Raw genomic sequence first — 14,361 nt, forward strand, 5'->3', positions numbered from 1 at the left:
TTCAATGAATTTAACACTGTTAACTACTATTTGACCCATAAATGGAAGTTTTAGAACGCAAACAACGTACCCGGGAGCAAACGCGACAGGGCATCGTTTTCACGGCTAAGGATATTGCCCGGCGAGAAGGATGGCAGGCTGTTTCGATTCGTAAGATAGCCGATGCTATTGACTACAGTGCACCTATCGTTTATGAATATTTTGACAGCAAAGATATACTTTTACATGAAATCCGTGCCGAAGGGTTCCGGTTTCTGAGAGAAGAATATAACCGGATCATGAAGCTATACCGTGATCCGGAAAAAAGGTTGTATGAAATATCGCTGATTCAATGGAAGTTTGCCTTTGAGCAACCTGAGACCTACCAGGTCATGTATAACCTCAACGGAGCTTTTTGTCAGGTTTCAATCTGCGGAACCCTCGATATGGAAGAAATGGCGAATCTGGTCCGGGAAACCATTTTCTCCTTCATTCCTAAATCTAAGGAAAGTATCCAGAAGCTTTATTTCGAATGGTGGTCGATTTCGCACGGCATTATTACCATGTCCATGATTCTTAAAGACCAGCAACCCATCGAGCAGTCTGAAATTATTTACCGTGACACGCTCCGGCGGTTTATCCGGAACTTACGGTAACAAACAGCAATGATCTTATCAAGGATTGTCGTTTACTCTACGCTGTTTACAGACCGTACCTGAATTTCGCTCTGGTGGTAAACCAGTGAATGGGGATCGATGCTATGCGTTAACCATACGTTACCGCCAATAACAGAGTCATGCCCTACTACTGTTTTACCACCGAGTATAGTTGCATTTGCATAAATGACCACATTATCTTCTATGGTCGGATGCCTCTTTTTCTGAGCCAGATTCTTTGCTACATGCGTCGCGCCTAAGGTAACCCCCTGATAGATCTTCACATTCTTTCCGATGATCGTGGTTTCTCCAATGACTACACCTGTACCATGATCAATAAAAAAAGACGGACCAATCGTAGCACCCGGGTGAATATCAATACCGGTATGGCTATGGGCATACTCCGTCAGCATTCTCGGTAACATCGGAACCTCCAGCGCAAGCAGTTCATGAGCCACCCGGTACACGGCAATGGCAAAAAAACCGGGATATACCGATACCACTTCTTCAATCCCGTTGGCGGCCGGATCATTCTCGGCAATCGCCCGCGCGTCTGACTGCAGCATCGAATAGATGCCCGGCAACCGCTTGAAAAACTGATTCGATACAGATTCCGGCGACTGGGAAAGCTGCGACTGCAAAGGCCGCAGCAGACACTGCAGCTGATCCGTCAGTTTGTCATATGTCCGCTGTACATCGACCGAAACCGACTGACAATCCTGCGTAATCGGAAAAAGCAGCCGCAGCAGCTGATCAATAAACCGCCCGGCATCCGGACGGGATGGCAGCCGGAAGCGAAACTGTTCGCCCTGGGTAGCTAACTGATCAAAAAAGGCCGTCAAAGCATCTGTAGAGGTCATATATTCAGCGTATTCAATTCCCCGGTTTGGGGAAACCTTACAACAATACGGTCAATGCATCTATCGGGTCTGATAGGTGATAATCTGCTATTTGCCAACAAAAACGGCGCCAATAAGTTCCTCCGACCAGACTGGCGTTGATTTTGCAGTTAATTAACGTCGTAAATAACAGAATCATGTTTGGTAAAGCAATAATAACCCTGTTTTTTTCACTGGCAGCGACGGCCGGATTCTCCTGGCTTATCTCTATGGCATGCAGCCGGAAGAGCCAGCATTCCGCGTCGGTGGTCCAGGCATCAACAGGTAACCTCGTCAATGTCGTCAGTGCCGGACCGGCGGTAACGTTTTCGCTTCCGGTGGAGTTTTCGCAAGCAAACGACGGAAGTAACCGGGTCTTTGTCATTGAACGTCCCGGGCGTATTCAGGTCTTCGAGAAAGAGGCGAGTGCCGCGGCGGCAAAAACCTTCCTTGATATCCGCTCACGGGTGAGTGGCGGCCCCCAACACGGGCTGATCAGTCTGGCTTTTGATCCGGCCTATGAGGCAAACGGCTTTTTTTATGTCAATTATACCAAGGAGGATCCGGAAGAAACCGTCATCAGCCGGTTCAAATCCATTACACCAACCGAAGCGGATCCGGACAGTGAACAAATCCTGATGAGGCTGAAAATACCGTTCACGAATTATAGCGGCGGTAAGCTTCTCTTCGGTCCGGACGGCTCTCTGTATATCGCCACCAATGACGGGAAGCAGTCAACGCTCAGAAAAGTGTACACCGGTCATGACGATTTAAACTAAACATAAACCAATGCCCGTTTGAAGGACCTGAAATGACGCAATCGTTGATAATAAATCTGTATTCATGCCTTGATCGCTATTTTAATTGATCTAAAGTAAACTTATATTGTCGATATTTGTCTGCTTATGCAACCATAAGCATATTGATTTCAAACTTGACGGTATGAATCCGGTAATTGAGTTTTTTCAAAAGTTACTCGATACAAATGATTGGCCACCCCGGTGGTATTGTGGCAACTGGACCGATTTCCATGGCTGGCTCTATATTTTTTCTGACCTCGCCATCTGGAGTGCCTACATGGCCATTCCACTCATACTGATCCGTTTTATCATCCTGAAGCAAGGCATTCCGCTTCGTAGTGTGTTCTGGCTCTTCGGGGCGTTTATCCTGCTTTGCGGACTGACGCACCTGGTGGATGCCACCATGTTCTGGTGGCCGGCTTACCGCTTTAATGCCTTTATCCGGTTTCTGACAGGTATTGTTTCTTTCGCAACGGTATTGGCCCTGATTAAGTATTTTGATCAGGCCCTGGGCCTGCGGACCTCCGGCGAATATGAGCGTGAACTCAATTACCGTCAGCGGGCCGTACAGGAGTTATCGCGATCGAATGAAGAGCTGCAGCAGTTTGCCTATGTAGCCTCGCATGATCTCCAGTCTCCCCTGCGGACCATTGAAAACTACATGTCGTTGCTGGAGCAGAAACACGGACATGAATTATCCCCCGATGCCCGCAAATTGCTGGAAGTTACCTCAGCGGCCTCAGGCCGGATGCGGGTCCTGATTAACGATCTGCTGGAGTTTTCCCGGATTGGCAACACCGCTGATTTCGTACCGGTTGACCTCAATACGCTGTTCGAAGAAATCATGGATGAGCAACAGGAAGATATCCGCGATGCGGGTGCCGATATCCAGGTTGGCCGGCTGCCGGTCCTGGAAGCGCACCGGACCGACCTCAAACAACTTTTCCTTAACCTGCTTTCCAATAGTATTAAATACCGCCGTACGGGTGTCACGCCTGTCGTTTCCGTCCAGGCCGAAGATGCAGGGGACAACTGGCAGATCCGGATCAGTGATAACGGCATTGGGATTGACGCCCGCTATTACGACCGCATTTTCCAGCTTTTTCAGCGCCTACACGGCCGGAATGAGTTTCCCGGAACCGGCATTGGGCTGGCCACCTGTAAAAAGGTGGTCGAAATTTATGGCGGCCGCATCTGGCTGGAGAGCAAGGTTAATGAAGGTTCCACTTTTTACGTTGTACTACCTAAAGTAATTAAAACCCTGAAGCATTATGCCCAGTCCGATACACTGCATTCTGTTAATTGACGACGACCCCGATGACAACTTTCTGCACCGGATGGTTATACAGGATTCAGGTCTTTGTGAACAGATTAAAGTTTCCGAAAACGGGTTGCTGGCCTTACACTATCTGACCGACGTTACCAATCCCGATTACATCCGGCCTGATGTTATCCTGCTGGATATCAATATGCCGGGCATGAACGGATTCGAATTTCTGGGGGAATATGACAAACTGCCTGAAGCCCAGAAGGCAAAGGTAGTACTGATGATGCTCACCACCTCGCTGAATCCGGATGACCATAAACGGGCCATGTCATACGGGGTTGTCGATAGTTTTAAAAGCAAACCCCTGACCCGCAAACTACTGGAAGACGTCGTCAATACGCATTTTCAGCCGTGAAGCAACCAACTTTTCTTACCGCATTCCGGTCTCCTTTAGGGACGGTCCGTATTGCCGGCGATGAGCACGGGGTTTCGGCTATTTCCTGTCAGGATCAGGACAATCCGGATGCCTTACCCGAACCACAGGCGCTGCTTCCCGCTCCGGTTTGGGAGGCCGCTACCCAGCTACAGGCGTACTTTGCCGGTCAGCGCCAATCGTTTGACTTTCGGATGAACCCGCAGGGCACGGCATTTCAGCAGCGGGTCTGGCAGTTATTACTGACGGTCCCCTACGGGCAGACCCGCTCCTATCTGAGCCTCTCGCGTGAGCTGGGCGATGAAAAAGCAATTCGTGCCGTAGCCGCGGCAAACGGCAAAAATCCGCTCTGGATAGTTGTCCCCTGCCATCGCATCATTGGCTCGGATGGCAAGCTGGTTGGGTATGCCGGCGGGCTGTGGCGAAAAAAATGGTTACTTGAGCATGAACAGAATCAGCGGCAGATGACGTTATTTTAACAGGTATGAAACGGACGCATCTGATTTTTCTGTTACTGAGTGTGCTGAACCTGGGGTGCTTCGGCCGGTTTACCATGACCGAACGCGAAATCCGGGAGCATTATGCGGGGCGTCCGCTCAAACCAACTTTTTATACCATTGATACAGATACCAGCCGGCTCTTTGTGGCCGCTACCGGCGCGGATACACTTCCTCCGCTCCTGCTGATTCACGGCGCCCCGGGCGCGTGGTACGGCTACATCCGGATGCTGGACGATACCCTTCTCAGTAAACAGTACCACGTCATCAGCGTAGATCGTCCGGGCTATCATAAATCACGGATCAGCGGACCGTGGCGGAAACGACGCAAGCAATATACCCTCGGCTGGCAGGCCAATACGATTGCGCAGGCCCTGCGGTTAAATCACTCCGGTAAGCCGGCCACTGTACTTGGCCGGTCCTATGGTGCTCCGGTTGCGGCCCGGCTAGCCGCAGACTATCCGGCACAGATCAGCCAGCTGTTTCTGGTCTCCCCGGCCATTGATCCCGACGCCGAAAAGTTCTACTGGTTTTCGACATGGGGGAAATTTCCGCTGATTCAGGCCTTTTTGCCTAAATTTCTTAACATTGCCACCCATGAAAAGTTTACCCATGCAGACGAGCTCCGGAAACTGTTACCTTCCTGGTCGCAGATTCAGGCGCCTGTAACGGTGATGCAGGGCGGACGCGACTGGATCATTAATGCCTGTAACTTCGACTTTGCGAAATGTGTGCTGGATGGCAAACCGGCCAACTTCATTTTTTTACCCGAGGCAGGACACCTGATTACCAATTCACACGCTGAACTCGTACGTTCGCTTTTACTGACGCCATCAGCCGGTACCGCTGCTCCGACATCAGCCAATTAACCCATTCGGCATGAACAACATAGAAACTGTATTGCTTTTAATGGCAGTGCTGTCCGGCCTTACGTTACTGACGCAGCGGCTGAAAATCCCTTATACGATATTACTGATCGTGGCGGGGCTTATTATCGGTTTTGTGCCAAGTCTGCCGAATGTTGAACTGAAACCCGATGTTGCGTTTCTGATTTTTCTGCCCCCCTTGCTCTACGAAGCGTCGGGAAATATTTCCTGGCATGAATTCAGAACGTTTAGCCAGCCAATCAGTCTGTTAGCGATCGGTCTGGTGTTTTTTACTACCACCGCCGTCGCCATTGTGGCCCATTATGCCATACCAGGCTTCAGCTGGCCGCTAGCCTTTGTACTCGGTGCCGTTATTTCGCCGCCCGATGCGGTGGCGGCTACGAGCGTTACCCGTGGTCTGGGGCTTCCCAAACGCATCATTGTGATTCTGGAAGGCGAAAGTCTGGTAAACGATGCGTCGGCGCTGATCGCTTACCGCTTTGCCATTGCCACCGTGCTCAGCGGGAGTTTTGTTCTCTGGGAAGCCGGATTACAGTTCCTGTTCGTGGCCGGCGGCGGCATTGTCATCGGTATCCTGCTGGGGGTTATTGCACGGCTTATTCATAATCAGCTCGATAACCCGACGGTTGCGACAACGCTTTCGCTGCTGCTCCCGTTTATTTCGTATCTGCTGGCCGAGCACTTCGGTACCTCCGGCGTCCTGGCGGTAGTCTCCGCAGGCTTATACCTGGCCTGGCACTCCTATGAGATTTACTCGTTTCAGACCCGTATGCAGATCAACGGCTTCTGGAATATCCTGATTTTCCTGCTGAACGGCTTCGTGTTTATCCTGATCGGCACCGAACTGCCGTTTATCGTCAGCGGTCTGGAAAAAGACGAACTGCCGAAGCTGATCGGCTATGGATTTCTAATCAGCCTGGTGGCCATTCTGACCCGGATTGTCTGGGTATTCCCCGTCACCTATCTCTTTTCGTTTTTCAAAACGCGGAAAAAGCGGGCAGGGTCGATCCGGCAGTTTTCCCGTAACGAACTGTTTATCACCTCATGGGCCGGCATGCGCGGGGTCGTTTCGCTGGCAACCGCCCTCTCTATTCCCTATAAGCTGCGTTCCGGTCAGGCATTCCCTTACCGGAGTGAGATTCTGTTTATCACCTTCATGGTGATTGTTGTGACGCTTGTCCTGCAAAGCCTTACCTTGCCGGTCTTCGTTAAATGGCTGAACGTATCTGAACCCAAAGACAAGGAGGAGCAGGAAGAGCGTACCATGCGGCTGGCACTGCTGGTGAGTTCCATCACCTTTATCGAAAGCGAGCTTTCCCTGACACTGAACAACCAGGTCTTAACCGAGCTCAAAGAACGGTTTGAACAGCAGATCAACTACCTGAACGGGGTGGTTCGTACGGACGAAAACCCAAGGCTCCACCGGTCTGATACGCTGCCCGAAGCCTTCCGGGAATACATTGAAAGCGAAGCCAAAATCGTTCATCATCAGCGGACACAGATCATCAAATGGCATAAGGAAGGGACGTATAGCGAGGAGGCCATCCGGCGGATTGAACAGGAACTCGACATCCGGAGCCTTAGCCTGCAGACACGGCTCCGGCGGATTGTTCCGTCGGGCGGGCTGATCTGAGGGGGTTTCCGGCAATTGAGCGGCTTACTCCTGATTTAGTGAGTGAGAACCCGTGAGCCGGTGGCAAATTTAATGCGCCGTTTTTTGTAATTTAGCCAACAAACCAGTTTCAATAGTACATGTCAATGGCCCTTTACAAACTTCAAATCAATGGTAAAACCGTTCAGACAGAAGCTGATCCGGATACCCCACTCCTGTGGGTGCTCCGCGACAACCTGGGTCTGGTCGGTACAAAGTATGGTTGCGGGATAGCCATGTGCGGTGCCTGCACGGTGCATGTCAACGGCGAAGCCACACGGTCCTGCGTACTGCCAGTCTCATCGGTTTCAAGCGCAAAAATTACCACGATCGAGGGATTGTCGAAAAACGGGGATCACCCCGTACAGCAAGCGTGGGATGAAGTCGATGTACCCCAATGCGGTTATTGCCAGGCAGGTCAGATCATGACGGCTGCGGCCCTGCTGAAGCGCAATCCGAAACCGTCTACGGAAGAAATTGATGCGACCATGAGCGGGAATATCTGCCGGTGCGGCACCTATCACCGCATCCGTGAAGCGGTTAAAGTTGCCTCTGCGAAAACAAAATAGCTAACGCCTCCTCAGAAAAATGACCTCAACAAGACGTAGTTTTCTAAAAATAGCCGCTTCGGCTGGTGGCGGTTTAGTACTAGGTTTCAACTGGTTTGACGCCGTTGCCGCCGACACCCTGCAGGCTGGTGGCGGGCTGCCGGCCCTCGTCCACAGCTCAAAAAACGCGGCTGCCGCCGCTTCGGTGGAATTTAACAGTTTCCTGTCCATTGCTCCCGATGGGCTGGTGACCATCCTGTCGCCAAACCCTGAGATCGGGCAGGGGATCAAAACCGCTTTCCCCATTGTGGTGGCAGAAGAACTGGATGTCGACTGGAACCGGGTAAATGTGGTACAGTCGGCACTGGATAACAAGAAATTTGACCGCCAGCTGACCGGCGGCAGCGGTGCCATTAAACATTCCTGGACACGCCTGCGGAAAGCCGGTGCTACGGCCCGTCAGCTACTCATGCAGGCCGCTGCCCAGCGCTGGAGCGTTCCGGTCACGGAGCTGACAACCGACAAAGGCGTTGTTTTCCACAAGGCCTCGAACCGCAAACTGCCGTATGGCGAACTGGTAGCTGACGCGGCGAAACTGCCGGTGCCGGCTGATGTGCCGCTGAAAGACCCGAAATCGTTTAAGCTGATCGGCGGGACGATCAAAAACGTCGATAACAAAAATATTCTGACCGGTAAGCCGCTCTTCGGTATAGACTTCTACCGCGAAGGCATGCTGACCGGTATGATTCAGCGGCCGGCCTTTGGCTATAAACTGAAATCCGTAGATGCCAAAGCCGCCAAAGCCATGCCGGGCATTGTCGACGTAGTTACGTTTAAAAATAACGTAGCCGTTGTCGGTAAATCGACCTGGCAGGTAAAAAAAGCAAGGGAGGCGCTCAAAATTGAGTGGGAAAAAGACGGGTCAACGGAAAGTAATGCTGACCATGATCGTCTGTTCACCGAGATGCTGAACGGCGGAAAGGCGACGGTACAGCGGAAAGACGGGGATGTGGACGCTGCGTTTAAATCGGCGGCAAAGGTAGTTAAGGCGGAGTACCAGTGCCCGTTCCTGCCCCACAGCCCGATGGAGCCGATGAACTTCTTCGCCCACGTAAAATTTGGTCCGAACGGACCGGAAAGCTGCGAACTCGCAGGCCCGACCCAGACCCCGGACATGGCCCGTAACGAAACGGCCAAACTCCTGAATATTCCGGCCGACAAGATTACGGTTGAACTCACCCGGATGGGCGGCGGCTTTGGTCGCCGGCTGAAAGCCGATTATGTCGTGGAAGCCGCCGAACTGTCGAGTCTCGTTAAAGCACCGGTTAAACTGATCTGGACCCGCGAAGATGACATGACCGGAGGCAGCTACCGCCCGGCCGTCCGCTACCGGTTCGAAGCCGCGCTGGATGCCCAGGGGAACCTGATCGGCTACAAACTCCGTGGTGCCAGCATCAATGCCGGAAATTCCACCCGTCAGGACAACTTCCCGTCGGGTGCCGTACCGAATCTGCTGATTGACTCGGTCGACCATAAATCGCCGATTACGACCGGTGCGTGGCGTGCGCCGATCACGAACTTCCTGGCGTTTGCCGAACAATCGTTTATCGACGAAGTAGCCACGGCCGCGGGCAAGGATCCGGTGCAGTTCCGCCTCGATCTGCTCGACAAGGCCAAAGCCTCGCCGACCGGAGCCATTAAGTACGACATTGACCGGATGATCGCGGTGATTAAACTGGCGGCTGAAAAAGCCGGCTGGGGCCAGAAAAAGGGGGCTGACGGTAAAGCCGTGGCCCAGGGCTTCAGCGTTTATTTCTCGCATAACTCCTACGTGGCACAGGTCGGCGAAGTAGTCATGCAGAAAGGCAAACCGGTCTTGCAGAAGATTTACGCCGCTGCCGACTGCGGGATCATCATCAACCAGAGCGGTGCACGGCAGCAGGTTATGGGCGGTATTGTCGACGGCATCGGCCATGCAATGTACGGGAACATGACCTTTAAGGATGGCGTGCCGCAGCAGGCTAACTTCAACGACTACCGGCTGATCCGGATGAATGAAGTGCCGGCCGTTGAGGTGCATTTCGTCGACAATGGTATAGAACCGACCGGGCTTGGCGAACCGGCGCTGCCACCAACCGGCGCGGCGGTATCAAATGCCTACTTCAAAGCCACCGGTCAGCGACTGCGCAATCAGCCGTTCATCAATCAGGATGGGTTTAAAGGCGTTTCATAAATAAGCAGGCAATCCAAATCAAAAAGGGCAGGTCTGTGAAGACCTGCCCTTTTTGATTTGGATACGGTCCGGTTCGCTTACGAGGAGCGATAGGCCATGTCATAGACCGACTTGGCGTGCGGGCCCAGAAACACGCGTGCATAGATCCGCATTATCGCCAACCCGTCGATGATCAGGCTCAGGGCCGTGAAAAAAGCCAGCATGACCTGATCTTCGTGAATATGGGTAAATATCAGATCCTCGCCGACAAACGAAGGGGTCAGCGGAAAGCCGGAAACCCCCAGACAGGCCAGTAAAAAGACCAGTGCAATCCGTGGATGCCGGTAGGAATGCCCGTGAAACTGATCCAGATTAATGTTCCCTTCCAGCCGCTTCAGACGGCTCAGGCACTGATAGCCGACGATCCCCGCCACAATGATTCCGCTGAGGTAAAGCGCCACATGGCTGTAGGTGAAGTGTTCATTGAAGGAAATCGAGAGCGCAATCCAGAAGTGATTCATCACAACGAGTGTCCAGCTCATCCGTGCTTTGCGGCGTTCGGTAAACGACTTCAGCACCATGAGCAGACCAAGCAACGAAAACACGCCGGCCAGAACCCTGTGCACCGGTTCGGGGATCAGCCGGTCGTTGGCGAGGCAGATCAACCCGGCGATATAGGCCGGAATAAAAAAGAGGAGTACGCGGTTCAGGGTCAGGAAATTCAACCGGTTACCGGCCCATTTCAGCGGATTCCACAAATACCGGTACATCAGCGAATCAAGGTTCCACTCCTTCAGGCTTAACATATAGAGGGTGTTCCGGAGTTTTGCCGGATACAGCGCCTCAATCGTCCGGCCACGGAACGAAACGTTGTAGAACTGCTCCCGAATCAGGTAACTGACCACCGACGGCGATACCAGCAGCTGATAGGTCCGCAGGAATGCGTTCCCGGCAAAATGAAAAATCGCCAGGTTTTCAAACCCTAACGCCATTTCAACAAAAATCAGCCCGATCTGGGCAATGGAGGCATAGGCAATCTGGCTTTTTACCGAAGATTGTACCCGTGCAATACCGGTGGCCACAAACGTACTGAGCAATCCCGAGAGCCCGATCAGGATCCGGATCGAGAACTGATGCTCCCAGAACAGATAGGTCCGCAGCATCAGAAAGACACCAAGGTGAACGGACAGCGACCCGTAAAAAATAGCACTTGAAGGCGTTGGCCCTTCCATCGCACGGGGCAGCCACGACGAAAACGGCAGCTGCGCCGACTTTGCCGAGGCCGATACCAGAATCATCAGCGAAATAAAGGCCCCAATCACAGAATGTGACTGTAAATGCTCATGCACCAGATCGAAATTACTCAGCTTCAGAAACGTAATGTTCTCATGCCAGAGGTGATGGCTCATCCACATGGCCAGAATCAGGCCCACATCCCCGATCCGGTAAATTGAGAATACCTTTACCGCATTCTTTACCGGCAGATACCGGTCGCGGTAAAAAGCAATGAGCAGAAACGACGAGATACCCAGAATCTCCCAGCCCACAAACAGCGTTTCGATATTGCCGGAAAAAATGGTGATATTATACCCCAGGTAAAAAAACAGGATCGTGTTAAAAAACCGTTTATAGCCCGATTCACGGTGCATGTAAAAGCGGCTGTACATCGTCACCAGAAACGTCAGAAATGCCCCGACGAAAAGATACATAGCCGTTATCTTATCAAAATAAAGGTCGATAAAAAACTCGTAGCCGGGCGCCGTAAACACCACAAAGTCCTTCTCGTTCAGAACCGGACAGCCGTTGAGCAGCCAGTACCCCAGAAAGGCCAGTGCGCCAGCCAGGTGTGTCCCGACAACCCCGAACGAGAGCCCCGAAATCAGCGTTTCCCGTTTTGCCGGCAACAATAAACTAAGCAGATAGCCTGCCAGCGGAATCAGAATAAAGAATGGTAAGATTGACATGGTCGTACGGGTCCGGTTAGTGTAGGGCGTAAACGGGTAAATTTTCCTGATGGGTTTCTACCAGAGGGGTTATATCCTGTATGGTACGCAGTTGCCCCTGAGCAGGTGTATACGGGGTAAAGGCACCATCTTTAAACAGATAGAGTGCCTCAGTTTCCGGATGAAACACCACCAGCCGGACCCATTCATGATTAAACCATTCGTAGGTTTCGGGCGCGCGCTGTATGGTTTTCAGCACCACTTCCGGCTTGTGCTGTACAATCATCAGCAACCGGACCGGATCATGCACCTCAATCATCTGCACCGGCAGCCCCGGCCGCAGATCGCCGTCGATGCCATTGGCGACCCCGAATAACCCCATCACATTATGCGGCAGTTTCGAGCCTGCCCCCAGCTTCTGGTTGTCGACCCGCGAAAAGAAATACTCCAGGTTAATCCCCCCGCATACCGGAGCGGCCGCTTTCAGGATGGAAAACAGGTAATTGCCGTCGGGGTCGATCTGGTAGTCGTATGAATTCATGAACGACCGCCGGTCCAGGAAAAGGCCTTTGGTCAGATCCCGCTTTCCGACGATGCAAAGGGCATTGGTGGCGTGGTTTAACTCAGGGCGCGGTTCAAAAAGCGACACCGAGCGGATTTTTATCAGTTCGTGAATACGTTTGGCACTCAATCGGGTATCAATCGACGCAAACCGACGCGAACGCTCTTTGGCGTTGTAATCGAGGGCTTTGGCAAAGGTGATTTCGTTTGCCGAATGCCGCTGCTGATTCACGGGCGATAGTTTATGTTCATCGTAAAACATGATTTCGTCGCGCGTGGTATCATGTAGTGCCCCGACAAAATCCGTTGTATCCGGAATAGCAATGCCGCGTTCGCGCAGTTGTGCCCGGACTTCCGGATGGTTGGCCATCGAACAAATGACACGGGCGTTTACCGAACCGGCCCGGCCTGAACACGCCCCGCAGTCGTAGGCGGCGTAGTGTGGATTGTTTACACTGCTGGAACCATGCCCGACTACGTAGATCAACGGGGCAAACTCCCGTACGAGCCCGATGCTTTTCAGCAGCCCTTCGACCCTGGCAACCATTTCCGGCACCGTAAACCCGATCTGCAGGCCGTCTTCAAAACCGTCGGTGGCCCCGTGTTCCACCGTCAGCCTGGCATGTTTATCCATATGCTTGAACGACGAAGCCGTAGCCGGTGTCATCGTCGGCCGGAAAATATTGGCAAATAACCGGAACGCCGACCAGAACCCGAGCGTCTGCGAAATCAGCCAGCCGCTGTGAAATGAATGGGCATGTTTGGTAAAATGAATATCCCGTTCCCGCGCACTTTTTGCGTCGGCTTCCTTGACAAGGTGCTTCGGCGTAACGGGTGCCGGACACAGCTTTGTCAGGTATTGACCATCCTGCGGCTTGTAGAAAAACTCCACATTAAAGAAGCCCGGCGTCCCGAAGGTTTCGCACTCCGGATCAAACTGCTCCACATACCGGCGGAACGAGCATTCGCGGTCGTCGATGCAAAACAGCGCCTGAAAGCTCTTTTCGGCCGGCGCCGGTTTGGGCCCGTAGTTGGCCACAAGCCCGGTCAACACGTCTTCATAGTAGCTCCACTCATAGGCTTCCTGCCAGATCGTGAGCATATCATCGAGCCCGGAGGCGTTCACATCCGCAAACAACGCAGGGGGGGCGTCCTGTAGCCGGCGGGCAAGGGGTTCCCAGGCACCGGCCCCGAACTGACTGTCGAGGGCATCCATCTCCAGCAGCAATTCAAACACAATCAGATCGTGTACTGAAATCTGCCGCTGATCCAGCAGCGTTTGCGGCTGATCTTCAATGGCGGAGACCATACCCGACCACCCCTGATGGGCAAACTGCTGATCATACAGATATTGGGCAAACCAGGTCTCATCCCCTACCAGCTGCGTGAGCAGTTCAGTAATGGTGCACGGCCCCTGTATGAACAGATCCCTGACACGCCTGGTCCGGAAAAAACTGCTGAAACTGTTTTTCTCCATCTCCCGCAAAGCGCTCAGAAAACGCTGGTCGGCAACCGGAAAACTCCAGATGGAAATCCCCTGATCGAGGTACGAACACAAGACCCGGAACAAGACCGGATGCACCAGTGAATCGAGATCAATCCGGTATTGCCGTTTCCAGTTTGCCCGTAACTGACCAATACGGGGCAGCGTGGTCGCATCCGGCGGGGCATGCAATAACCGGTCTTTCCAGTCTGCCAATGCTTTTTCGCCCTTGCGTTCACGGATTTTCTGTTCCAGTATTGTTTCTTTTATCTGACCGGCTGCGTAGGCGGCTCGGTACTCGCTCAGACTCAGCGACACTTTATAGCCAAACAGCGCAGATGCCCGTTGTATGGCTTTATAAAAGGGCAGATGCTGAAACGCATGGAGGGTATTATGGTGGATAAAATCCTTGAGCGGTGCCTGAGCCGGCAAATAATGCTTCAGCTCATGGAGCACCTCATCCTCATCAAAAGGGGCGGGCCGTGTCGTCATTCAGGTGGTACAGCTTATAGTGAGTGTTAACTATGAATAATCCGGGGAATTCATTCGTGCGCCTATCGGGCAGT

12 protein-coding genes are annotated in these 14,361 nt (G+C 52.6%); 9 read left to right on the plus strand and 3 right to left on the minus strand.

Annotation, left to right across the window (positions count from 1 at the left end; genetic code table 11):
- Nucleotides 1-41 precede the first annotated feature (41 nt).
- Nucleotides 42-635, plus strand: a complete 594-nt coding sequence (locus tag BLX24_RS02385) for a TetR/AcrR family transcriptional regulator (RefSeq protein ID WP_071501455.1) — start codon at nucleotides 42-44, stop codon at nucleotides 633-635.
- A 32-nt stretch (nucleotides 636-667) separates the two neighbouring features.
- Here the strand turns inward: BLX24_RS02385 and epsC are convergent, their stop codons facing one another.
- Nucleotides 668-1,495, minus strand: a complete 828-nt coding sequence (gene epsC, locus BLX24_RS02390) for a serine O-acetyltransferase EpsC (RefSeq protein WP_071501456.1) — start codon at nucleotides 1,493-1,495, stop codon at nucleotides 668-670.
- A 176-nt stretch (nucleotides 1,496-1,671) separates the two neighbouring features.
- Here epsC and BLX24_RS02395 point away from each other — a divergent pair, with 176 nt between their 5' ends.
- From BLX24_RS02395 to BLX24_RS02430, 8 genes are all read left to right on the plus strand, one after another.
- Complete coding sequence (locus BLX24_RS02395) at nucleotides 1,672-2,292, plus strand: PQQ-dependent sugar dehydrogenase (RefSeq protein ID WP_071501457.1); 621 nt, start codon at nucleotides 1,672-1,674, stop codon at nucleotides 2,290-2,292.
- Nucleotides 2,293-2,455: 163 nt separating this feature from the next.
- The gene (locus tag BLX24_RS02400; protein WP_071501458.1) at nucleotides 2,456-3,619 is read left to right on the plus strand and encodes a sensor histidine kinase; all 1,164 of its coding nucleotides are present in this window, start codon (nucleotides 2,456-2,458) and stop codon (nucleotides 3,617-3,619) included.
- Nucleotides 3,585-3,995, plus strand: a complete 411-nt coding sequence (locus tag BLX24_RS02405; RefSeq protein WP_071501459.1) for a response regulator — start codon at nucleotides 3,585-3,587, stop codon at nucleotides 3,993-3,995. The genes BLX24_RS02400 and BLX24_RS02405 overlap by 35 nt, the downstream gene beginning before the upstream one ends.
- On the plus strand, nucleotides 3,992-4,492 hold the full coding sequence (locus tag BLX24_RS02410) for a methylated-DNA--[protein]-cysteine S-methyltransferase (RefSeq protein WP_071501460.1): 501 nt from the start codon (nucleotides 3,992-3,994) through the stop codon (nucleotides 4,490-4,492). Before BLX24_RS02405 ends, BLX24_RS02410 begins: the two co-directional genes overlap by 4 nt.
- Before the next feature lie 5 nt (nucleotides 4,493-4,497).
- Nucleotides 4,498-5,379: an alpha/beta fold hydrolase gene (locus tag BLX24_RS02415; RefSeq protein WP_229201678.1), complete on the plus strand. Its 882-nt coding sequence runs from the start codon at nucleotides 4,498-4,500 to the stop codon at nucleotides 5,377-5,379.
- Between the two features lie 10 nt (nucleotides 5,380-5,389).
- Nucleotides 5,390-7,030, plus strand: coding sequence for a Na+/H+ antiporter (locus BLX24_RS02420; protein WP_071501461.1), 1,641 nt, complete (start codon nucleotides 5,390-5,392; stop codon nucleotides 7,028-7,030).
- A 125-nt stretch (nucleotides 7,031-7,155) separates the two neighbouring features.
- Nucleotides 7,156-7,617, plus strand: coding sequence for a (2Fe-2S)-binding protein (locus BLX24_RS02425; protein ID WP_071501462.1), 462 nt, complete (start codon nucleotides 7,156-7,158; stop codon nucleotides 7,615-7,617).
- Between the two features lie 19 nt (nucleotides 7,618-7,636).
- Complete coding sequence (locus BLX24_RS02430) at nucleotides 7,637-9,829, plus strand: xanthine dehydrogenase family protein molybdopterin-binding subunit (protein WP_071501463.1); 2,193 nt, start codon at nucleotides 7,637-7,639, stop codon at nucleotides 9,827-9,829.
- Between the two features lie 77 nt (nucleotides 9,830-9,906).
- Here the strand turns inward: BLX24_RS02430 and BLX24_RS02435 are convergent, their stop codons facing one another.
- Nucleotides 9,907-11,772: a proton-conducting transporter transmembrane domain-containing protein gene (locus BLX24_RS02435; protein WP_071501464.1), complete on the minus strand. Its 1,866-nt coding sequence runs from the start codon at nucleotides 11,770-11,772 to the stop codon at nucleotides 9,907-9,909.
- 16 nt (nucleotides 11,773-11,788) lie between these two features.
- Entirely contained in the window at nucleotides 11,789-14,287 is a 2,499-nt protein-coding gene (locus BLX24_RS02440) for a YbcC family protein (protein WP_071501465.1), read from the minus strand.
- Between the last annotated feature and the right edge of the window lie 74 nt (nucleotides 14,288-14,361).

Source organism: Arsenicibacter rosenii (assembly GCF_001870735.1).
Lineage (GTDB): Bacteria > Bacteroidota > Bacteroidia > Cytophagales > Spirosomataceae > Arsenicibacter > Arsenicibacter rosenii.